We start from the raw sequence: 19,916 nt of genomic DNA on the forward strand, positions 1-19,916 counted from the left end.
ATCGGATGGGGCGGGTGCCGCAGACGGGGTTGCCGCCGGGTTGGCCGGGGCCGCGCCCGACAGGGTGCCCAGTGCCGCCTGCGCCTCGGCATAGGCGCGGGCCCGGGCGGTCCAGTCCGCCATCGCCGGGCGGGCGGCTTCCGGCAGGGCCTGCAATTCGGTCAGTGCCTGCGCGACGGCACCGCGCTGCACGGCATCGCCGGCGCGCGACAGCACCGCGTCGGCCGTCCCGCCCTCGCGCGGGGTGACCGAGCGGGCGCCGGTCTGGGCGCGCAGGAAGTTCCCGATCAGGCTGCCCTGGCCCTGCGCCGCGTTGGTGCGCAGGTCGGCGCGCAGGGCGGCGCGGGCCGCGGCCGGGAATTCGTCGGCCAGCTGCCCGAGCGTCGGGATGTCGGCGGTCAGCGCGGCGGGCGGCTCCACCCCGGCTTCTTGCAGCTGCGCCAGCCCCTGGGTGCGCGGCTGGCCGGTCTGGATCGCCTCGCCGATCGATGCGGCGGCCGCAGCGGCCCGGGCGCGGCGCGCGGCCTCGTCGGCGGCGGCGGTCAGTTGGGCGGCGCGGGCCTCGGCATCCTTCAGCCGCGCCTCGGCCTGGTCGGCGGCGGCGTTGATGCGGGCGGTGGCGGCCTCGGCATCGGCGGCGAGCTGGCTCAGCCGCTCGGCCGCAGCGGGATCGAGCGTCGGGCGCCGGGCCAGCGATTCGACCTGTGCCTGCAGGGTGGCGAGATCGACGGCCGGCGCCTCGGCCGCGGGGGCCTGTCCGATCTGCGCGATCTTTTCGTCCAGCGCGGCCAGCTGCCGGGCCTGCGCGGCGAGCGTGGTCTGAAGGGTGCCGTCGGGCTGCGCGGCGCTGGCCGGGGCCTCGGCGATCAGCTTGGCCGCCGCGTCGGCGCCTGCCTGCCGGGCCTGTTCAATCAGCCCGTCGCCCTGCGCCGCGAGGCTCGCCCCGCTGGCCCGGCTGGCCGCATCGGCGGCGGCCGCCGCAGCCTGTCTGGCGGCTTCGACGGCGCGGGTTTCCAGCGCCGCGGTCTGGCGTTCGACCTCGGCCCGGGCGGCCGCGGTGGCAGCCTGGTTCAGGGCGGCGGTATCGACAGCTGGGGCCGCGGCGGTCGGCTGCCACGCCGCCGGAAGCCGCGGGATCGCCCACCATGCGGCGCCGGCGCCGAGGCCGGCCGCGACCAGCCCGCCGAGGAACAGCGGCGCAAACCCGCTGCGCTGCGGGGCAGGGGCCACGGGCCGCGCGGTCGGCGCCGAGGTCACCGTCGGCACGGGCCGCGGCTCGGTCGGCTTCGGGTCGGACTTGGGTTCGGGCTGGGGCGGGATCGGCTTGGGGGCGACCTTCGCCGCAACCGGGTCCGCCGGGCGGGTGTCCGGCCGGCGAATCGGCGCCTCTGCGTCGGTCTCGTCACGCGCGCCGCCCGGGACGGTGGGGGTGCCCAGCCGCAGCGGAGCCTGATCCGCGCGGCGCTCCATCGCCGGCAGGCCACCCTCGCCCACGAGGCTCGAGTCGACCGTCGGCTGGGCGCCACGGTCGGCCGGCGTATCCGGGCCAGGCCGCACCACCGGCGTCGCGTCGCGCATGTCGACGACGCTGCCCGGCGCTGCTGGCTTGGGGCGCGCGGTGCCTTCGGTGCGATCGGTCGCGTCAGGATCGGTCGAATCTGGGCGGTCAGTCATGGCGCGGCGATCCCTTGCAGCTCGGGCGCGGGAGGCATCCCGCAACGTTCGACAGGTGGCAGTCTGCGCGGCGTGACGCGCGGGTGGCATTCACACTAGACAGGCTGCGCCACCGGCTCAACCCGCGCCACGCGACTGCGTTCCGAGCAGCTCTTCGATTGCCCGCCGCACGCCCGTGGCATCCGGGGTCGGCGCGATGCTGCGGCGCGATGCTGCACACGGGGGCTCGGCGTCGTCCCATGCTGCGGCCGCCGCGGCGCTGATCGGCGCGATCCACAGCGGCGCGCGGCTGTCCGTGACCGCGGCCGCCGCCAGCGCCGCCGCCCGGGGCGAGAACAGCGGCAGGATCACCGGCGCCGTTCCCTGCACCAGCGCGCGGGCCGCCTGAGACAGCGCCAGCGCCTGCTGGCGATAGACGACGATGCCTGGCAGCGGCAATTCCGCGGCCACCTCGGCGCCGCGGACATGCAGCCAGCCGGGGCCCAGATCGGCGAGCATCTGCATCATCCCCGCCGCGTCACCCGGGCCCTGGGTCACCCGGAACCCCGCAGCCGCCGCCTGCTGCGCGGTGCGAGGGCCGACGCAGATCGCCGGCCGCCCCCGTCCCGCCCCGGCAAACGGCACCGCGTTTTCCGAGGTCAGCACCACCCCCTGCGCTGCCGCGATCACCGCTGGATCATGCGCCACCGGCACGATCCGCATCAGCGGCGCCAGCACCGTCGCCAGCCCCAGATCGGCGATCTGCCCGGCAAAGCGCTCTGCTGCGGGCTGCGGCCGCGTGATCAGCACCGCCGGTGCAGGCGCGGCTTGCGGGGCGGCGGGGACGGGCGGCTGCATGGCGTTTCCTTCGGGCGGGTGCTAGGTCGGGGATATGCCGTCCCGACCCGCGACTTCAACCATGACGCCGACCGTTCTGGGCATCGAGAGCAGCTGCGACGACACCGCCGCCGCGGTGGTCACCGGCGACCGGCGAATCCTGTCCTCGGTGGTGGCGGGGCAGGCGGCGCTGCATGCCGAATTCGGCGGCGTGGTGCCGGAAATCGCCGCCCGCGCCCATGCCGAGCGGCTGGATGTTGCGGTCGAGCAGGCGCTGGCCGAGGCCGGCGTGACCCTTGGCGATCTGGACGCCATCGCCGTGACCGCCGGGCCGGGGCTGATCGGCGGCGTGCTGGCCGGGGTGATGCTGGCCAAGGGGCTCGCCGCCGGGACCGGGCTGCCGCTGGTCGGCGTCAACCACCTGGCCGGCCACGCGCTGACCCCGCGGCTGACCGACGGCGTCGACTTCCCCTATCTGATGCTGCTGGTGTCGGGCGGGCATTGCCAGTTCCTGACCGTGTCGGGGCCCGAGGACTTCACCCGCCTCGGCGGCACCATCGACGACGCGCCGGGCGAGGCCTTCGACAAGGTCGCCAAGCTCTTGGGCCTGCCCCAGCCCGGCGGCCCGGCGGTCGAGGCCCAGGCCGCCGCGGGCGACCCCCGCGCCATTCCGCTGCCGCGCCCGCTGCTGGACCGGCCGGGCTGCGACATGAGCTTTTCGGGCCTCAAGACCGCCGTCCTGCGCGCCCGCGACGAGGCGGTGGCCCGCGATGGCGGACTGCGCGCCGGGGTGCGCGCCGACATCTGCGCGGCGTTCCAGGCCGCGGTCGCCGAGGTGCTGGCCGAAAAGACCCGCCGCGCGCTGGCCCTGACCGGCGCGCCGCTGGTGGCCGTGGCGGGCGGGGGGGCGGCCAACCGGGCCATTCGCGCGGCGCTCGAGGCGGTGGCGGATGCCGCGAGGGTCCGGTTCCTCGCCCCGCCGCTGCCGCTGTGTACCGACAACGCGGCGATGATCGCCTGGGCGGGGATCGAGCGTTTGGCGCTGGGCCAGCGCGACGGCATGGACCTCGCCGCCCGCCCGCGCTGGCCGCTGGACCGAAGCGCCGCGCCGATGCTGGGCGCTGGCAAGCGTGGGGCCAAGGCATGAACGAGGGGGGACGCGTCGCGGTCCTGGGCGCCGGCGCCTTCGGCACCGCGCTGGCCGTGGCGCTGGCCGCGAACGGGCCGGTGGGGCTGTGGGGCCGCCGCATCGGCTGGCGCGGGGAAAACCCGCTGCTGCCCGGGGTGACCCTGCCCGAAGCGGTGACCATGACCGAGGCGCTGCCTGCAGCCGACACGCTGCTGATCGCGGTGCCGGCGCAGGCGCTGGGGGCGTTCCTCACCGACCATGCCGCGGCGCTGGACGGGCGGGCGCTGGTCAGCTGCGCCAAGGGCATCGACCTTGCCACCGGCCTGTCCCCCGCCCGGCTGCTGGCCGAGGCCTGCCCGGCCGCGACCGTCGCGGTGCTGACCGGCCCCAGCTTTGCCGCCGACATCGCCCGCGGGCTGCCCACGGCGCTGACGCTCGCCTGCGCGGACCCATCGGCGGGGCATCGGCTGCAGCACCAGTTGTCCACGCCCACGCTGCGGCTGTACCGCACCACCGACGTGACCGGGGTAGAGCTGGGCGGCGCGCTAAAGAACGTCATCGCCATCGCCGCCGGGGCCGCCATCGGCGCGGGGCTGGGTGACAGCGCCCGCGCCGCCATCGTCACCCGCGGCTTTGCCGAGATGTCGCGCTTTGCCGCCGCCCGCGGCGCCCAGCCCGACACGCTGACCGGCCTGTCGGGCCTGGGCGACCTGATCCTGACCGCGACCTCGGCGCAGTCGCGCAATTTCCGCTTTGGCCAGGCGCTGGGCCGGGGCGAATCCTTCGACCCCGCGGTCACCGTCGAGGGCGCCGCAACCGCCCGCGCCGTGGCCCGCATCGCCGCGGCCGAGGGGGTCGAGATGCCGATCTCGGCCCTGGTCGCCGGGCTTGCCGAGGTGCGCATCGACGTTAAACAGGCGATGGAGCTGCTGCTGGCCCGACCGCTCAAGGAGGAATGAATGCCGCTGTTCGCCGTGATCTGCCGGGACAAGCCCGGCGCGTTGCAGACCCGGATCGACACGCGCGAGGCGCATCTGGGCTTCCTGCGGGAAAAAGGCATCGTCCGCATGGCCGGCCCGCTGATGCGGAACGGTGACATGGCCGGCTCGCTGATCGTGATCGAGGCCGACAACCTGGCCGACGCGCAGGGCTGGGCCGCCGCCGACCCCTACAAGTCCGCTGGTCTGTTCGAGTCCGTAGAGGTCATCGAATGGAAGCAGGTCATCTGATGGCCAGATGGCTCTTCAAGTCCGAACCCGACGCGTTTTCCTGGGACGACCTGGTCGCCAGGGGGAATGCGGGCGAGGAGTGGAACGGTGTCCGCTCGATCCAGGCCCGCAACATCATGCGCGAGATGAAGATCGGCGACCGCGGGTTCTTCTATCATTCCAACATCGGCAAAGAGGCCGTGGGTATCGTCGAGGTGATCGCGACCGCCCACCCCGACAGCACCGCTGACGATCCGAAATGGGAATGCGTCGACGTGCGCGCGGTCGAACCGCTCGAGCGCCCGGTGACGCTGGCCGAGATCAAGGCCGACCCGCAATTCGCCGAGATGGTGCTGGTGCGCAATTCGCGCCTGTCGGTGCAGCCGGTGACCGAGGCGGAATGGGCGGCGATCCTGAAGCTTGCCGGCACGCCGGCCGCCACGGCGGAGAAGGCCGCGCCGAAAAAATCGCCGCAAGAAACCAAACCGAAAAAGCCGAAGCCGAAACAGAAGGGCTGAGCCAATGGAACTTATGATCGTGATCGCCGCGGCGGTCCTCGCCTGGGTTGTGGGGGCGATCTGGTATCGCCTGACCGACCGCATCTATGGCGCGGCCTCGGCCCTGCAGGTGCAGAACATCGGCCATCCCAAGTCGCGCTCGGTCATGCCCTACCTGCTGGCCGGGGTGGCGCTGGTGGCGGTCGCGGCGATGATGCGGGTGCTGTTCGTGCGTGCCGGCATCGACGGGATCATGCCGGGGCTGGGCTGGGGCTTCGGCATCGGCGCGGCCATCGTCGCGCCGTGGTTCGTGATCGAGAACACCTATTCGCCCCGGCCGATGGTGATGACGCTGGTCGACATGGGCTATGCGATGGCGGCCTGCGCCGTCGTCGGCGCGGTGATGGGCGGCGTCTAGCCCCGCGGCGAGGCACACGCTGCCGTGCGCCCATGCCGCAGCCGCAAGGCTTGCCGCGATGGCCGTCCCTGCCTAAACCCCCTTGGGTTTCCCTGACCAGAAAGACCGCACATGGCCCGCAGCCCCAAGGTGATCGTGGATCGCCCGACCACCAGACGCATCGGCGCGTTGCGGGCGCTGTGGCCCTTCGTGCGCCCCTATCGCGGCCTCCTGGCGGCGGCGCTGGCGGCGCTGATGCTGACCGCCGGGATCAGCCTGGTGCTGCCGGTCGCGGTGCGCCGCATCGTCGACGGGTTTTCCCACGGCGCGCAGCTGCTGGACGAATATTTCGTCGCCGCGCTGGGCATCGCGGCGCTGCTCGGTCTGGGCACGGCGCTGCGCTATGCGCTGGTCACCCGGCTGGGCGAACGCGTCGTCGCCGACATCCGCCGCGCCGTCTTCGACCGCGTGATCGGCCTGTCCCCCGCCTTCTACGAACGGGTGATGACCGGAGAGATCATCAGCCGCATCACAACCGACACCACGCTGATCCTGTCGGTCATCGGCTCGTCGGTGTCGCTGGCGCTGCGCCAGGCGATGGTCGCCGTGGGCGGGCTGGTCATGCTGCTGCTGACCTCGGTCAAGCTCACCGGGCTGATGCTGCTGATCGTGCCGGTTGTGCTGGTCCCGATCATCGTGCTGGGCCGCCGCCTGCGGGGGCTGTCGCGCGAAAACCAGGACTGGATCGCCGCCTCGTCCGGCACCGCGTCGGAAACGCTGCTGGCCGCGCAGACCGTGCAGGCCTACACCGCCGAGGCCCCCGCCCGCGCCGCCTTTGCCGAGGTGACGGAGCGGTCCTTTGCCGCCGCCGCGCGGCGCATCCGGGTGCGTTCGGTGATGACGGCGGCGGTGATCTTCCTGATCTTCGCCGGGGTGATCGGCGTCTTGTGGATCGGCGCCCGCGACGTGGCGCATGGCGCGATGACTGTGGGCGAGCTGGTGCAGTTCGTGATCTACGCCGTCATGGTTGCCGGCTCGGTCGGGGCGCTGTCCGAGATCTGGGGCGAGCTGCAGCGTGCCGCTGGTGCCACCGAGCGGCTGGGCGAGCTGCTGGCCACCGACGACACACTCGCCGACCCGGCCGACCCGGTGCCCCTGCCGCAGCCGGTGCGGGGCCAGATCGACCTGACCGATGTCAGCTTACACTATCCGACCCGGCCCGACGTCTCGGCGCTCAAGGACGTGACGCTGGCCATCCGCCCGGGCGAGACGGTGGCGCTGGTCGGGCCTTCGGGCGCCGGCAAGACCACCGTGGTGCAGCTGATCCAGCGCTTCTGGGACCCCGAACGGGGCAGCGTCGCCATCGACGGCATCGACCTGCGCCGCATGGCCCGCGCCGATTTCCGCCAAGCGATCGCGCTGGTCCCGCAGGACCCGGTGATCTTCGCCACCACCGCGCGCGAGAACATCCGCTTTGGCCGCCCCGGCGCCTCGGATGCCGAGATCGAGGCCGCCGCCCGTGCCGCCAATGCCCATGATTTCCTGACCGCCCTGCCGCAGGGCTATGACAGCGAGGTGGGCGAACGCGGGGTGATGCTGTCGGGCGGGCAGAAGCAGCGCATCGCCATCGCCCGCGCGATCCTGCGCGACGCCCCGATCCTGCTGCTGGACGAGGCGACCAGCGCGCTGGACGCCGAATCCGAACGCGCCGTGCAGCAGGCGGTCGACGCGCTGGCCCGTGGCCGCACGACGATCATCGTCGCTCACCGGCTGGCCACGGTGAAGAAGGCCGACCGCATCGTGGTGATGGAGGATGGCGGCATCGTCCAGCAGGGCACCCATGACGAGCTGGTGGCGCAGGGCGGGCTGTACGCCCGGCTCGCCCGGCTGCAGTTCACCGACGGCTGAGAGGCCCTAGATCTCGGGGTAGAACTTGCCGGCCGGCGACAGGGTGAAGATCTCGCAGCCATCGACCGTGACGCCGACCGCGTGTTCGAACTGCGCCGACAGCGACTTGTCGCGGGTCACCGCGGTCCAGTCGTCGGCCAGCACCTTGGTGTCGGGGCGGCCGAGGTTGATCATCGGCTCGATGGTGAAAAACATCCCTTCTTCCAGCATCGGGCCTTTGCCGGGCCGGCCGAAATGCAGCACGTTCGGCGGCGCGTGGAAGACCCGGCCCAGCCCGTGGCCGCAGAAATCGCGGACCACCGACATGCGCTGGCCCTCGGCATAGGTCTGGATCGCGGCGCCGATGTCGCCGAAGGTGGCGCCGGGGCGGACCGCCTCGATGCCCTTCATCAGCGCGTCGTGGGTGACCTGGATCAGCCGCTTGGCCTTTACCGACGGCGTGCCGGCCACGTACATGCGCGAGCTGTCCCCGAACCAGCCGTCCTGGATCACCGTCACGTCGATGTTCAGGATGTCGCCGTCCTTCAACAGCTTGTCGCCGGGGATGCCGTGGCAGACGACATGGTTCACGCTGATGCAGCTGGCGTGCTGATAGCCGCGATAGCCGATGGTGGCGCTGGTCAGGCCCAGCTCCTCGACCCGGTTGCGGATGAAGTCGTCCAGCGCGCCCGTGGTCACGCCCGGCTCGACCAGCGGCCCGACCTCGTCGAGGATCTGCGCGGCCATCCGGCCTGCGGCGTGCATGCCGGCGTAATCCTCGGGGGCGTGGATGCGGATGCCTTCTCGGGTCAGGCGGGCTTCGTTCATCGGGACGGTCCTTTCGCTGATCTGCCAGATAGCCCCGGGACAGCCCTTGTTCCAGCCCCGCTTGCGGGCATTATGGCGGCGAAACCGGGGGAAATCATGCAATCCGACAATCCGACCGCTGCGATCCTGCTGATCGGCGACGAAATCCTGTCCGGGCGGACCCGCGACCTGAACGCGCATCACCTCGCCGGAATCCTGAACGGCATCGGCATCGACCTGCGCGAAATCCGCGTCGTGGCGGACGATCACCCTGCGATCGTCGCGGCGCTGCGGGCGCTGGACCAGGCCTTGGGCGGGGCGTGGGACATGGTCTTCACCTCGGGCGGGATCGGGCCGACCCATGACGACATCACCGCCGATGCCGTGGCCGACGCCTATGGCACGGTGCTGGAAATCAACGCCGACGCGCGGCGGATGATGGAGGAACGCTGGACCAGGCTGGGGATGGAGATCACCGAGGCCCGGCTGCGCATGGCCCGCATCCCGGTGGGCGCCACGCTAATCGAAAACGCGGAATCCGCTGCGCCGGGCTTTTCCATCGGCGGGGCGCATGTGATGGCCGGGGTGCCCTCGGTCTTTCGCAGCATGGTCGAGGCGCTGGTCCCGCGCCTGAACCCCGGCCGCCCCCCGGTCAGCGAGACGATCCGCGTCGATCGCCCCGAATCCGACGTGGCCGACGGGCTGCGCGAGGTGGCGGGGCGCTTTGCCGACCTGTCGCTGGGCAGCTATCCGTTCCGCGACGAGGCGGGCTTCGGCACCAACCTGGTCATCCGCGGGCTCGATCCCGACCGCGTGGCTCAGGCGGCGGCGGCGCTGCGCGACAGGCTGGCGCTGTGATCTCGGACGAGTTCGACGCCGCCTTGCAGGCGACATGGCCCGCGGCGGACTATGCCCAGACCGGCGGGCTGCGCGTCGGCCGCGGCCTGGGCGGCGGCGGCCGGGTCAGCGCCGCGCGGGTGACCGGGCCGTGGGCGCCCGCCGACATCGCGAAGGCCGAGGCGCAGCACGACGCCTGGGACCAGCCGCCGCTGTTCGCCATCGAGGACGGCGATCCGATCGCGGCGGCGCTGGCGGATCGCGGCTACGTGCGAACCAGGCCCACGCTGATCCTGTCGACCCCGGTGGCGCCGCTGGCCGAGCCGCCGATCCCGCCGGTCATGGCGCTGGAATGCTGGCCGCCTCTGGCGATCCTGCGCGAGTTGTGGACCGAACAGGGCATCGGCCCTGACCGGCAGGCGGTAATGGGCCGGGTGGCCGGCCCGCGGGTCGCCATCCTCGGCCGCATCGACGACCGCGCGGCGGCGGCGGGCTTTGCGGCGGTGCATGGGAACATCGCCACGTTGCATGCGCTGGCGGTGCTGCCAGGGTTCCGGCGCCGCGGGCTGGCCGGCTGGATGGTCCGCCGCGCCGCCCGCTTCGCCGCCGCCCAGGGCGCCGGCACGCTGGCGCTGGCGGTGACCGAGGCCAACCGCGAGGCCCGCGCCCTGTACGACGCGCTCGGGTTCCACCGGATCGGCAGCTATGCCTACTGGACGCGCTGAGCCGGCCTAGCCGGTCGCCAGCCGCCGGAACTCGCGCTTGATGAGGTCGATCTCGGCCCGCAGCAGGTCGATTTCCGCCCGCAGGTCGTCGTCCAGCGCCTCACCGGCCAGCAGCGGCAGCTTGGCCAGCCGCACCGCCGCGGGGCGCGGCCCCTCGGTCCCCTCGCCGTCATCGGCGATCAGCATGTAGGTCTGGGCGCCGTCGGCCAGCGTCTCGGGCGGCAGCGTCGCGCTGACCCGCCACAGCTGCGGGCCGTCCTCGGTCACCTCGGCAAGACCCACGGTGCGGCCGTTCAGCGTCAGCGCGATGCGCCCGGGCGGCGCGTCGCCGCGCAGCGCGCCTTGCCATACCCCGGCATTGAGCCCCAGCGACGAGAATCTGTCGGACATCCCGGTCCCCTCTTACATGTCGGCGCGCAGATGCCGCGACAGGAACACGTCGCGGATCCGGACCGAATTCATCTGCGGCGACTCGAAGATCAGGTCGAGCCACAGCTTTTCCAGCCGTTTTTCGTTCATCTCGACGTAATGCAGGTCGAATTCCACCGTGGTGGTGGCGGCGACCGGGCCCGGCCGCAGGTCGCCCAGGTGGCGCAGCAGCTCGTCGGTGTTGGGGCCGTGGCCGATGTTCAGGCGGCCATAGATCGACATCGGCCGTTCCACGGTCATGGTAATGTCCAGCCGAATGATATGGGACCGCGTGAGGCCCTGCAGCGCGGTGTCGGGCAGGTCGATCGACACCGACAGATAGCTGCCCGCAAAGCCCAGCGTTTCCAGCTGCAGCCCGAAGGGCGCCAGGTCGGCGCTGCTGCGGTTGGGGATCTGGCGCAGGATCAGCGCCCGCGCCGGGCAGTCGTGCCAGACCGCGGCCTCGTCGCCCAGCCGCATGCCGGTCCCCGGCGCCGCGATCCCGGTCGGCGAGATCCGCGTCGACAGGAACGACGGCCGCCAGCGCCAGTCGGTCCCGCCGGGCAGCCCCAGCAGGTCGGCCGAGCGCTGCGCGCCGTCCAGCCGGAACTTGGCCCGGGCCAGGAAGCGGTCGGCGGTGCGGCGCAGCCCGTGTGCCTCGTCCTGCAGCGACCGCAGCTGGCGCAGCGGCATCGCCTCGGCGCTGTCCACCAGCCGCTGCCATTCCTGCTGGGCGCGGGTGCGGACCCGGCTTCTGATCCAGCGGCGGGGGTGGACTGCCATCTGTCGGCCTCGTGTCTCGTTAACCGGTCGAACGCGCGCGGCCCGGCCCCTTTCGGGGAGCAGGGTCACTGATCCATGTAGACGTGGGTTTCCGCCTGGGCGCCGGGGTGGGTCACCGCGCCATAGCGGGCGACGCCGACCAGCTGGGCGTATTTCCACAGCGCACCCGAGGCGTAATCGGTCGGGCGCGGGCCCTTCCAGTCGGCCTTGCGCTGCGCCATCTCGTCGTCGCCGACCGCCACCTCGATGCTGCCCCGGACCGCGTCGATGGTGATCATGTCGCCGTCGCGGACCAGCGCGATCGGGCCGCCATGCGCGGCCTCGGGGCCGACATGGCCGACGCAGAAGCCGCGCGTCGCGCCCGAGAAGCGCCCGTCGGTGATCAGCGCGACCTTCTTGCCCATGCCCTGGCCCGACAGCGCGGCGGTGGTGGCCAGCATCTCGCGCATCCCCGGGCCGCCCGCGGGGCCTTCGTTGCGGATCACCAGCACCTCGCCTTCCTTGTAGGTGCGGGCCTGGACGGCGGCAAAGGCGTCCTCCTCGCATTCGAAGACGCGGGCGGGGCCGGTGAAGACCTGCTCCTCGGGGCTCATCCCGGCGACCTTCACGATGGCGCCGTCGGGGGCAAGGTTGCCCTTCAGTCCCACGACCCCGCCGGTGGGGGTGATCGGGGTTTCGACCGGGTGGATGACCTTGCCGTCGGGGCCGCCGCGGATCTCGTCCAGCTCTTCGCCCAGGCTGCGGCCCGAGGCGGTGATGCAGTCGAGATGCAGCAGCCCGGCCTTGGCGAGCTCCTTCATCACCACGGCCACGCCGCCGACCTCGTGCAGGTCCTTGGCGACATATTCGCCGCCCGGCCGCAGGTTGACGAAATAGGGGGTGTCCTTGAAGATGTCGCAGACGTCGAACAGGTCGAATTCGATCCCCGCCTCGTGCGCGATGGCGGGCAGGTGCAGGCCGCCATTCGTGGACCCGCCGGTGCAGGCCACGACGCGGGCGGCGTTCTCAAGGCTCTTGCGGGTGACGATGTCGCGGGCGCGGATGTTCTTCTCGAGCAGGTTCATCACCGCAAAGCCCGACAGGTCGCAGAACTGGTCGCGGCTTTCATAGGGCGCCGGCGCGCTGGAGGAGTTGAGCAGCGCCAGCCCGATCGCCTCGCTGACGCAACCCATTGTGTTGGCGGTATACTGCGCCCCGCAGGCGCCCGAGGACGGGCAGGCCACCCGCTCCATGATGTCCAGCTCGGCGTCCGAGATCAGGCCAGCGGCGTGCTTGCCCGCGGCCTCGAACATGTCCTGCACGGTGATGTCGCGGCCCTGATAGCGGCCGGGCAGGATCGAGCCGCCGTAGATGAAGACCGAGGGCACGTTCAGCCGCACCATCGCCATCATCATCCCCGGCAGCGACTTGTCGCAGCCGGCAAGGCCCACGAGCGCGTCATAGCAATGCCCGCGCATGGTCAGTTCCACCGTGTCGGCGATGGCATCGCGGCTGGCCAGCGATGAACGCATCCCCTCGTGCCCCATGGCGATGCCGTCGGTGACGGTGATGGTGGTGAACTCGCGCGGCGTGCCGCCACCGCGCTTGACGCCCATCTTGACGACCTGGGCCTGGCGGTTCAGCGCGATGTTGCAGGGGGCGGCCTCGTTCCAGCAGGTGGCGACGCCGACCAGCGGCTGGTGGATCTCCTCCTCGGTCACGCCCATTGCGTAGAGATAGCTGCGATGCGCGGCACGCGCCGGCCCTTCGGTCACGTGACGGCTGGGCAGTTTCGACTTGTCGAAGCGCGTATTCTTCATGGCGTCCCCCTTGGCTGCTGCCGGAATAGTGCCGCGCGGGCAGGGGGGCAAGGGTGGCGGGATCAGTTCCCGATGGCGTTCAGCGCTTGCGCGACCTGCATCGCGGATTTACCCGATGCGGCGACGGCGGCCGTCAGCGGCTGATCGGGCGCGGTCGCCGCGATGCCCTGGGTCGCAAGCGCCGTCGTCACCGCTTCGGGCGTGGTGTCAAGGACCGCCGCCAGCTCGGCGGGCGTGGCTGCGGTCAGGCGGTTCAGCACCGCAAGGGCGGGGTTGCCGCCGCCAGCGCCTGCGGGTTGCGAGGATGGCATCAGAAAGACGGCCGCCGCGACAGTCGACACGACCAGCGCGACCGCGATCGGCGCGTGTCTCAAATAGACGGTGAAGGCGCGCCAGTTCTTCCAGACATGCAGGCCGAGCGGCAGGATCAGCACCATGCTGAGCCATTCATGCATCCCGTGGAAACCCCTCGGGCCGATGTGAAAGAACAGCGCGATACCCGAGACCAGCGAGACGAGGAACAGCCCGGTGATGAATGGCGTGGCGTAGCGGTTGAACACGGACGGCATGACGGCTTGCCCGAGGTTCTGGTATCTCTGGGGGGCGTTGTGGCAGGATGTCGCCAAACGAAAGCCAAACCCCGCACCGTGGCGTTCGGCGCAATCGTCAGGTCAGCCAACCGGCTAGCGCATAGCCCGCGATCCCGGCCAGCGTCGCAAGTCCCGCATCGCGCCGCCACAGCATGATCGCCGCGGCGGCGGCCAGCCCGGACAGGAACTGGGCCAGATTGCCCGACGCTGCGGCCTTGCCCGCCTCGGGCCACAGGATCGCCGCCCCCATCGCGGCCAGGATGCAGGGCCCCAGCGCGTCCAGCCAGGCCGGGGCGGGTCCGGGCTTGCGGTCCCCGCCGCGCCGCCGCTCGGCCAGCAGAAAGGGCAGGGCGCGGGTCAGATAGGTGGCGACGGCGATCGCGCCCACGGCGATCCACAGGGCCGTGGTCATGGCATGTGGTCCAGTTCCGTGTCGGCGGGGACCATCACGGGGCGGCGCCGTGCGGTCAGAGCCATGGCCGCGCCGGCCGGGATGGCAAGATCGGGCTGGCCCAGCAGGATCAGCGCCACCGCCGCACCCGCGGCGAGCAGCATCGGCGCCAGCACCGCCCGCCGGGCCGCGCCCAGCACCAGCGCGGCGAACAGCGCCGGCAGTGCAAAGCTCATCGCCTCGGCGGCGGCGGTGCTGCTGCGGCGCAGGGCGTCACCCATGATCGCCCCCGCGACGGTGCCGCCGAACCACGCCGCCCATGCGGCAAGCGCGAGCCCGATCAGCCACGCGCCCGAGGGCCGCGGCGCGCCCACGGGCCGGGCCAGCGCGGTGGCGAAGACCTCGTCGGTGAGACCGAAGGCAAAGATCAGCCGCTGCCCCAGCGAGCCGCCGATCCGCGGCGCCAGCACCAGCCCGTACAGCAGATGCCGCAGGCTGGCGGCGCCGGTCAGCAGCACGATCATTACCGGCGCCATGCCGGCCGGGATCGCCGCCAGCAGGAAGACCTGGTTGGCGCCGGAAAACACCAGCGCCGACAGCGCGCCCGACTCGGCCGCGGTCAGGCCGATGCCCGTCGCGGCGGCGCCAAAGGCGAAGGCCGCCGGCAGATAGCCGACGGCGATCGGCAGCGCGGCGCGCAGGCCGGCGAGGAAGCCCTCGCGCGCGGGCGCCGAGGGGGGCGGGCGAACGTCCTGTGTCATCGCCGCCCCATAGCCGCTTCGGCGGGTCCGGCGCCAGATGGCCTCAGCCGCCCGCCAGCGCCGCGTCCAGCGCCGCGGCGGCGTCCAGGTCGGCCTGGGTCAGCCCGCCCGCGTCATGGGTGGTGAAGGTGATGCGGCAGAAGCCCCAGCCCAGCCGGATCTCGGGGTGGTGGTTGCGCTGTTCGGCCACCTCGCCGGCGAGGTTGGCGATCCGCAACGCCTCGGCGAAGTCCCTGGTCTTGATCCGCCGCATGATGGTGTCGTCCTTGACCTTCCAGCCGTCCAGCTGCGCCACGCCGGCGCTGGCTTTCTGTGCGGTCAGCCTGTTCATTCCCGTCCCTCCTCACAGCACCGGCGAGGCGATCGCCAGCAGGTTGTTGCGCACCTGCCGCCAGACCGGCCAGCGGGCGATGCCCGGCCCGTCCAGCCGGTCGGCGCGGGCGACATAGCTTGCCTGCCGCGCATCCAGATCGGCGACCACCGCCGGGTCAACGATCATGAGGTTCATCTCGTAGTTGAGTTCGAAGCTGCGGCGGTCCAGGTTGGCCGATCCGATCATCGCCATGCGGCCGTCCACGGTCACGATCTTGGCGTGCAGCAGGCCGGGACGGAACCGCCACAACTGCACCCCGTCCTCGATCAGGCCGCCGAAGAACCCCTCGCTGGTAGCCCCCACCAGCAGCGAATCGTTGCGGGCGGGGACGATCATCGTGACCTCGACGCCGCGCAGGGCGGCGGCCCGGATGGCGCGGTCCAGCGGCTGGTCGGGCACGTAATAGGGCGTGGTTATGGTGACCCGGCGATCGGCGCCAAGGATCAGCGTGGTGAGGCAGTCCGAGATCGACCCCGGCCGCCCGTCCGGCCCGGTCGCCACGACCTGGGCGATGCAGTCCCGCGGGCCTGCGGGGGGTACCTGGGTCAGCATCGCGCCCAGGTCGGCGCCGGTCGTGCTCATCCAGTCCTGCAGGAACACCGCCTGCATCTGCCGCACCACCGGTCCCTCGACGAGCACGAGGATGTCGACCCAGGGGGCAAAGCGCGGCTTGGGGCGGAACGCCATGTCGGCGCAGTTCCGGCTGCCGGTGAAGCCGGTCACATGGTCGATCACCACGATCTTGCGGTGGTTGCGCAGGTCCACCCGCTGCAGCATGGCGCGGATCAGCGACAGCCGTACCGGATCGGCGCAGCGGCAGTCCACCCCGGCTGCGCGCATCTCGGCCCAGGTGGCCGAGCGGGTGAAGTGCCGCGACCCTAGCCCGTCGACCAGCGCCCGCACGTCCACCCCGCGGCGCGCCGCCCGCATCGCCGCCTGCGCCACCGCCCGCCCCGAGGCATCGTCCAGCCAGATATAGAACAGCATGTGGACGTGATCTGTCGCGGCGTCGATCGCCTGCACCACCGCATCCAGCGCCGAATCGTCCTCGGGCAGCAGCGTCACCGCGCTGCCCCTCACAGCGTCGAAGCCGCCGACGGCCCTGTTGGCGGCCAGCACCGCCCGGGCATGGGCGGGCGGGTGGTCGACGGCCTGCGGGCTGGGCGTGAACAGCCCGGTCAGCAGGCGGCGGATGTCGGCCCGGCGCTTGGCCTCGCCGCGGTTCATCCGGATCTCGCCGAACAGCAGGTAGCCGATGACCCCGACCAGCGGCAGCGCTTCGACGATCATGATCCAGGCCAGCCGGACCGACGGCTCCATCCGCGGCCGGGTCAGCACCCGCAGGCCGACCGTCACGGTGGCGGCGATGTGCAGCAGCAATCCGACCTGTCCCCACATGCGGCCATGTAACTGCGGCGGCGCGCCGATTGCAATCGGGGCCGCTGCGGCCTATTTCACGGCCCTGACCGACGGCCGCAGGGGCACCCGATGAACTGGATCACCAACTACGTCCGCCCGCGCATCAATTCGCTGTTCTCGCGGCGCGAGGTGCCCGAGAATCTGTGGACGAAATGCCCCGAATGCGGGACGATGCTGTTTCACCGCGAACTGGCCGAGAACCTGAACGTCTGCACCTCGTGCGACCATCACCTGGCGATCACGCCGCGGGCGCGATTCACCGCGCTGTTCGACGGCGGCATCTTCACTGAGGTCAAGGTGCCCGAGCCGATCGTCGATCCGCTCGGCTTCAAGGACCAGAAGAAATACCCCGAACGGCTGAAGGCCGCGCAGAAGCAGACCGGCGAGAAAGAGGCGATGCTGGTCGCCGAGGGCGAGGTCGGGCGCACCCCCATCGTCGCCGCGGCGCAGGATTTCAGCTTCATGGGCGGGTCGATGGGGATGTATGTCGGCAATGCCATCCTCGCCGCCGCCGAACGCGCCGTGGCGCTGAAGCGCCCGCTGGTGCTGTTTTCCGCCGCCGGCGGGGCGCGGATGCAGGAAGGCATCCTCAGCCTCATGCAGATGCCGCGCACCATCGTCGCCGTGCAGATGCTGAAAGAGGCGAACCTGCCCTATGTCGTGGTGCTGACCCATCCGACCACCGGCGGGGTCACGGCGTCCTATGCGATGCTGGGCGACGTGCAGATCGCCGAACCCAACGCGCTGATCTGCTTTGCCGGGCCGCGGGTGATCGAGCAGACCATCCGCGAAAAGCTGCCCGAGGGCTTCCAGCGCGCCGAATACCTGCTGGAACACGGGATGCTGGACCGGGTGACGCACCGCAAGAAGCTGCGCGAGGAACTCGTCTCGATCCTGCGGATGCTGATGCGGCAGTCGGCCCCGGTCGTGGCCGACCTGCCGCCGCCGGGCGCTATCCCTGTCACGCTGCCCGATGCCGGCGACGGCGCGCCCGCGCCGGCCGAGGCGCAACAGGCGTGAGCGCCGCGACCGACGCGATCCTCGACCGGCTGACGACGCTGCACCCCAAGGTCATCGACCTGTCGCTGGACCGGCTGACCGCGCTGCTGGCCGATCTGGGCGATCCGCAGGACGCGATTCCGCCGGTGATCCATGTCGCCGGGACCAACGGCAAGGGCTCGACCCAGGCCTATATCCGTGCCGGGCTGGAATCGGCGGGGCTGCGGGTCCACGCCTATACCTCGCCGCACCTGGCGTATTTCAACGAACGCATCCGGCTGGCGGGCGGGCTGATCTCGGACACGGCGCTGGCCGACACGCTGGCCGAGGTGGAAGCGGTCAATGCCGGCCGACCGATCACCTTCTTCGAGGTGACGACGGCGGCGGCGTTCCTGGCCTTCTCGCGGGTGGCGGCGGATTACACCCTGCTCGAGGTGGGGCTGGGCGGGCGGCTGGACGCGACCAACGTGGTCAAGTCCCCGCGGCTGTGCGCCATCACCCCGGTGTCGATCGACCACACGCAATATCTGGGCACCACGCTGGCCGAGATCGCCGGCGAAAAGGCCGGCATCCTGAAACGCCGTGTGCCCTGCGTCGTCGCCCCCCAGCCGCCCGAGGCGCTGGCGGTGATCGAGGCCAGGGCCGCCCGGCTGGGCTGCCCGCTGTCGGTCTCGGGCCAGCACTGGCACGCGGCGCGCGACGGCGACGCGCTGGTCTTTCAGGACGAACGCGGCCTGCTGGACCTGCCGGTGCCGGCGTTGCCAGGGCCGTTCCAGATCGACAATGCCGGCACCGCCGTGGCCTGCCTGCGCGAGCTGGGCTTCGGCCAGGCCGAGGCCGCCGCGGCGATGACCCGCGTCGACTGGCCGGCCCGGATGCAGCGGCTGACCCGCGGCCCGCTGGTCGCGGCGGCAGGGGATTGCGAGCTGTGGCTGGACGGCGGCCACAACCCGGCCGGCGGGCAGGCGGTTGCGGCGACGCTGGCCGCGATGCCCCCCCGGCCCACGCACCTGGTCTGCGGGATGCTGAACACCAAGGACGTCGCGGGCTACATGCGCCCGCTGGCCGCGGTGGCCGAGACCCTGACCGCGGTCGAGATCCCGGGCGAGCCCAACACCCTGCCGGCCACCGATACCGCCGCCGCGGCGCGCGAGGCGGGCATACCGGCGACCATCGCCGCGGATACGGCGCAGGCCGTGGCGGCGCTGGCAAAGGCCCATCCGGGGGCGCGGATCCTGATCTGCGGTTCGCTGTATCTCGCCGGCCGGGTGCTGCGCGAGAATGGTGGGCAGCTGCCGATAAACCAATGATTTCTTTGCCTGGCTCGTATTCGGGATTACAGTGCCGTGATCGTTTTCGACCCTGTGCAGCGATATTGATGCCGACCACCCGCATTTCGCATCTGGAATCACTCTTTGCTGCGCTCGACCAGGGATACTGCCTGTGCGAGATGATCCGCGACGAATCGGGGCGGCCCGTCGACTATCGCTTCCTGGAAACCAACCCGGTCTTTGCCGAGATGACCGGCCTGAGCAACGCCCAGGGCCGGACCGCCCGCGAACTGGTGCCGGGCCTGGAACAGCACTGGATCGACGCCTATGACGCCATCGCGCGCGGCGTCCCGGCCCGGTTCCAGAACGGGTCCGAGGCGATGGGCCGCTGGTTCGACGTGTTCGGCAGCCCGGTCCCGCCCGAGGGGTGCTTTGCGCTGGTGTTCCGCGACATCTCGTCCCAGCGCCGCGCCGAGCTGGAGCGAGAGGAGGCCCGCGCCCAGGCCGAGCGGCTGCTGGTCGAGCTGAACCACCGGGTGATGAACACGCTGGCGATGATCGCCTCGATCGTGCGGATGGAGGCGGGACAGTTCGAGGCGGACAGCGCCGGCCGGCAGGGGATGGCGCGGCTGCAATCCCGGCTGGCGGCGGTGTCGGCCCTGTACCGGGCGCTGAACAACGCCGCGCGGGTGAACTGGGTCGCGGCGCGGCCCTATCTGTCGCAGGTGGTGGACGCGGTGGCGGCCTCGGTCGCGGACGCGGCCCAGATCACCCTGCGCACCGACATCGCCGCAGTCGACCTGCCCACCGCGCAGGCCGCGCCGCTGGGGCTGCTGGTCAACGAGCTGATGACCAACGCGATGAAATACGCCTTCCCCGACGGCCGTCACGGCATCCTGTCGGTCACCCTGGCGCTGGCCCAGGGGCAGCTGGCGCTGACCGTGGCCGATGACGGGGTCGGCATCCGGCCCAGCCCCGCGCCCGAGGCCGGCGGCATCGGCAGCCAGCTGGTCGAGGCCTTTGCCGAGCAGCTGGGCGGCCGGGTCGAGCGGACCACCGGGCCGTCCGGCACTACGGTAACGGTCGCCTTTCCGCAGGCCGCCGCCCCTGACGCCTAGGCTCCCGACGCCTGGACCCCCGATGCC

At 71.8% G+C, this 19,916-nt stretch carries 21 protein-coding genes and 1 pseudogene; 11 read left to right on the top strand and 11 right to left on the bottom strand.

Annotation, left to right across the window (positions count from 1 at the left end; translation table 11 throughout):
• Both IC63_RS17020 and IC63_RS13000 read right to left on the bottom strand, forming a co-directional pair.
• Positions 1-1,674 (bottom strand): COG4223 family protein (locus IC63_RS17020; RefSeq protein ID WP_052042225.1); only part of this gene is annotated, 1,674 nt, incomplete at its 3' end.
• A 117-nt stretch (positions 1,675-1,791) separates the two neighbouring features.
• Positions 1,792-2,511, bottom strand: coding sequence for a uroporphyrinogen-III synthase (locus tag IC63_RS13000; RefSeq protein ID WP_052042226.1), 720 nt, complete (start codon positions 2,509-2,511; stop codon positions 1,792-1,794).
• Positions 2,512-2,572: 61 nt separating this feature from the next.
• Here IC63_RS13000 and tsaD point away from each other — a divergent pair, with 61 nt between their 5' ends.
• The 6 genes and pseudogenes from tsaD (at position 2,573) to IC63_RS13030 (ending at position 7,629) form a co-directional block, all read left to right on the top strand.
• Positions 2,573-3,637 carry a tRNA (adenosine(37)-N6)-threonylcarbamoyltransferase complex transferase subunit TsaD gene (gene tsaD / locus IC63_RS13005; RefSeq protein WP_036720978.1) on the top strand — a complete coding sequence of 355 codons (1,065 nt, stop codon included), beginning with the start codon at positions 2,573-2,575 and terminating at the stop codon, positions 3,635-3,637.
• Positions 3,634-4,578 carry an NAD(P)H-dependent glycerol-3-phosphate dehydrogenase gene (locus IC63_RS13010; protein ID WP_036720979.1) on the top strand — a complete coding sequence of 315 codons (945 nt, stop codon included), beginning with the start codon at positions 3,634-3,636 and terminating at the stop codon, positions 4,576-4,578. The genes tsaD and IC63_RS13010 overlap by 4 nt, the downstream gene beginning before the upstream one ends.
• The gene (locus IC63_RS13015; protein WP_036720980.1) at positions 4,579-4,848 is read left to right on the top strand and encodes a YciI family protein; all 270 of its coding nucleotides are present in this window, start codon (positions 4,579-4,581) and stop codon (positions 4,846-4,848) included.
• Positions 4,848-5,255: pseudogene (locus tag IC63_RS13020) on the top strand (EVE domain-containing protein); the annotation flags it as partial. The gene IC63_RS13015 and the pseudogene IC63_RS13020, both read left to right, overlap by 1 nt.
• Positions 5,256-5,349: 94 nt before the next feature.
• A complete protein-coding gene (locus tag IC63_RS13025) occupies positions 5,350-5,742 on the top strand; it encodes a DUF1761 domain-containing protein (protein ID WP_036720981.1) in 393 nt (130 codons plus the stop codon).
• A 111-nt stretch (positions 5,743-5,853) separates the two neighbouring features.
• Complete coding sequence (locus tag IC63_RS13030; protein WP_036720982.1) at positions 5,854-7,629, top strand: ABC transporter transmembrane domain-containing protein; 1,776 nt, start codon at positions 5,854-5,856, stop codon at positions 7,627-7,629.
• Positions 7,630-7,635: 6 nt separating this feature from the next.
• On the opposite strand, the gene map is transcribed toward IC63_RS13030, so the two are convergent.
• On the bottom strand, positions 7,636-8,436 hold the full coding sequence (map, locus tag IC63_RS13035) for a type I methionyl aminopeptidase (RefSeq protein ID WP_036720983.1): 801 nt from the start codon (positions 8,434-8,436) through the stop codon (positions 7,636-7,638).
• A 96-nt stretch (positions 8,437-8,532) separates the two neighbouring features.
• On the opposite strand from map, the gene IC63_RS13040 reads away from it, so the two are divergent.
• Together IC63_RS13040 and IC63_RS13045 are read left to right on the top strand one after the other, a co-directional pair.
• The gene (locus IC63_RS13040) at positions 8,533-9,273 is read left to right on the top strand and encodes a competence/damage-inducible protein A (RefSeq protein ID WP_036720997.1); all 741 of its coding nucleotides are present in this window, start codon (positions 8,533-8,535) and stop codon (positions 9,271-9,273) included.
• On the top strand, positions 9,270-9,977 hold the full coding sequence (locus IC63_RS13045; protein WP_036720984.1) for a GNAT family N-acetyltransferase: 708 nt from the start codon (positions 9,270-9,272) through the stop codon (positions 9,975-9,977). The genes IC63_RS13040 and IC63_RS13045 overlap by 4 nt, the downstream gene beginning before the upstream one ends.
• 6 nt (positions 9,978-9,983) lie before the next feature.
• Here IC63_RS13045 and IC63_RS13050 read toward each other — a convergent pair whose 3' ends face one another.
• The 8 genes from IC63_RS13050 to cls all read right to left on the bottom strand — a co-directional run bounded on the left by IC63_RS13050 (position 9,984) and on the right by cls (position 16,480).
• Positions 9,984-10,367 (bottom strand): hypothetical protein, encoded by a 384-nt coding sequence (locus IC63_RS13050; RefSeq protein WP_036720985.1) that lies wholly within the window; start codon positions 10,365-10,367, stop codon positions 9,984-9,986.
• A gap of 12 nt (positions 10,368-10,379) precedes the next feature.
• The gene (locus IC63_RS13055) at positions 10,380-11,168 is read right to left on the bottom strand and encodes a DUF6478 family protein (RefSeq protein WP_052042227.1); all 789 of its coding nucleotides are present in this window, start codon (positions 11,166-11,168) and stop codon (positions 10,380-10,382) included.
• A gap of 65 nt (positions 11,169-11,233) precedes the next feature.
• Positions 11,234-12,967 (bottom strand): dihydroxy-acid dehydratase, encoded by a 1,734-nt coding sequence (ilvD, locus tag IC63_RS13060; protein ID WP_036720986.1) that lies wholly within the window; start codon positions 12,965-12,967, stop codon positions 11,234-11,236.
• Positions 12,968-13,029: 62 nt separating this feature from the next.
• Positions 13,030-13,536, bottom strand: a complete 507-nt coding sequence (locus IC63_RS13065) for a DUF4405 domain-containing protein (protein ID WP_036720987.1) — start codon at positions 13,534-13,536, stop codon at positions 13,030-13,032.
• 97 nt (positions 13,537-13,633) lie between these two features.
• Positions 13,634-13,969 carry an AzlD domain-containing protein gene (locus tag IC63_RS13070; RefSeq protein WP_036720988.1) on the bottom strand — a complete coding sequence of 112 codons (336 nt, stop codon included), beginning with the start codon at positions 13,967-13,969 and terminating at the stop codon, positions 13,634-13,636.
• The gene (locus IC63_RS13075) at positions 13,966-14,709 is read right to left on the bottom strand and encodes an AzlC family ABC transporter permease (RefSeq protein WP_084115850.1); all 744 of its coding nucleotides are present in this window, start codon (positions 14,707-14,709) and stop codon (positions 13,966-13,968) included. Before IC63_RS13075 ends, IC63_RS13070 begins: the two co-directional genes overlap by 4 nt.
• A 43-nt stretch (positions 14,710-14,752) precedes the next feature.
• The gene (locus IC63_RS13080; RefSeq protein ID WP_036720989.1) at positions 14,753-15,040 is read right to left on the bottom strand and encodes a 4a-hydroxytetrahydrobiopterin dehydratase; all 288 of its coding nucleotides are present in this window, start codon (positions 15,038-15,040) and stop codon (positions 14,753-14,755) included.
• Positions 15,041-15,052: 12 nt separating this feature from the next.
• The gene (cls, locus tag IC63_RS13085; protein ID WP_036720990.1) at positions 15,053-16,480 is read right to left on the bottom strand and encodes a cardiolipin synthase; all 1,428 of its coding nucleotides are present in this window, start codon (positions 16,478-16,480) and stop codon (positions 15,053-15,055) included.
• A gap of 90 nt (positions 16,481-16,570) precedes the next feature.
• Here cls and accD point away from each other — a divergent pair, with 90 nt between their 5' ends.
• From accD to IC63_RS13100, 3 genes are all read left to right on the top strand, one after another.
• Complete coding sequence (gene accD, locus IC63_RS13090) at positions 16,571-17,521, top strand: acetyl-CoA carboxylase, carboxyltransferase subunit beta (RefSeq protein WP_036720991.1); 951 nt, start codon at positions 16,571-16,573, stop codon at positions 17,519-17,521.
• A complete protein-coding gene (locus tag IC63_RS13095; protein WP_036720992.1) occupies positions 17,518-18,810 on the top strand; it encodes a bifunctional folylpolyglutamate synthase/dihydrofolate synthase in 1,293 nt (430 codons plus the stop codon). The genes accD and IC63_RS13095 overlap by 4 nt, the downstream gene beginning before the upstream one ends.
• Positions 18,811-18,878: 68 nt before the next feature.
• The gene (locus IC63_RS13100) at positions 18,879-19,889 is read left to right on the top strand and encodes a PAS domain-containing sensor histidine kinase (RefSeq protein WP_036720993.1); all 1,011 of its coding nucleotides are present in this window, start codon (positions 18,879-18,881) and stop codon (positions 19,887-19,889) included.
• Positions 19,890-19,916 lie beyond the last annotated feature (27 nt).

Origin of the sequence: Paracoccus sphaerophysae, from assembly GCF_000763805.1 — a bacterium.
Lineage (GTDB): Bacteria > Pseudomonadota > Alphaproteobacteria > Rhodobacterales > Rhodobacteraceae > Paracoccus > Paracoccus sphaerophysae.

Coding starts and splice junctions, on each gene's coding strand:
- IC63_RS13065 (WP_036720987.1), bottom strand. CDS start 13,536: ATGCCGTCCGTGTTCAACCGCTACGCCACGCCATTCATCACCGGGCTG.
- tsaD (WP_036720978.1), top strand. CDS start 2,573: ATGACGCCGACCGTTCTGGGCATCGAGAGCAGCTGCGACGACACCGCC.
- IC63_RS13050 (WP_036720985.1), bottom strand. CDS start 10,367: ATGTCCGACAGATTCTCGTCGCTGGGGCTCAATGCCGGGGTATGGCAA.
- IC63_RS13000 (WP_052042226.1), bottom strand. CDS start 2,511: ATGCAGCCGCCCGTCCCCGCCGCCCCGCAAGCCGCGCCTGCACCGGCG.
- IC63_RS13015 (WP_036720980.1), top strand. CDS start 4,579: ATGCCGCTGTTCGCCGTGATCTGCCGGGACAAGCCCGGCGCGTTGCAG.
- IC63_RS13070 (WP_036720988.1), bottom strand. CDS start 13,969: ATGACCACGGCCCTGTGGATCGCCGTGGGCGCGATCGCCGTCGCCACC.
- accD (WP_036720991.1), top strand. CDS start 16,571: ATGAACTGGATCACCAACTACGTCCGCCCGCGCATCAATTCGCTGTTC.
- IC63_RS13075 (WP_084115850.1), bottom strand. CDS start 14,709: ATGACACAGGACGTTCGCCCGCCCCCCTCGGCGCCCGCGCGCGAGGGC.
- ilvD (WP_036720986.1), bottom strand. CDS start 12,967: ATGAAGAATACGCGCTTCGACAAGTCGAAACTGCCCAGCCGTCACGTG.
- IC63_RS13040 (WP_036720997.1), top strand. CDS start 8,533: ATGCAATCCGACAATCCGACCGCTGCGATCCTGCTGATCGGCGACGAA.
- map (WP_036720983.1), bottom strand. CDS start 8,436: ATGAACGAAGCCCGCCTGACCCGAGAAGGCATCCGCATCCACGCCCCC.
- IC63_RS13080 (WP_036720989.1), bottom strand. CDS start 15,040: ATGAACAGGCTGACCGCACAGAAAGCCAGCGCCGGCGTGGCGCAGCTG.
- cls (WP_036720990.1), bottom strand. CDS start 16,480: ATGTGGGGACAGGTCGGATTGCTGCTGCACATCGCCGCCACCGTGACG.
- IC63_RS13010 (WP_036720979.1), top strand. CDS start 3,634: ATGAACGAGGGGGGACGCGTCGCGGTCCTGGGCGCCGGCGCCTTCGGC.
- IC63_RS13030 (WP_036720982.1), top strand. CDS start 5,854: ATGGCCCGCAGCCCCAAGGTGATCGTGGATCGCCCGACCACCAGACGC.
- IC63_RS13100 (WP_036720993.1), top strand. CDS start 18,879: ATGCCGACCACCCGCATTTCGCATCTGGAATCACTCTTTGCTGCGCTC.
- IC63_RS13025 (WP_036720981.1), top strand. CDS start 5,350: ATGGAACTTATGATCGTGATCGCCGCGGCGGTCCTCGCCTGGGTTGTG.
- IC63_RS13055 (WP_052042227.1), bottom strand. CDS start 11,168: ATGGCAGTCCACCCCCGCCGCTGGATCAGAAGCCGGGTCCGCACCCGC.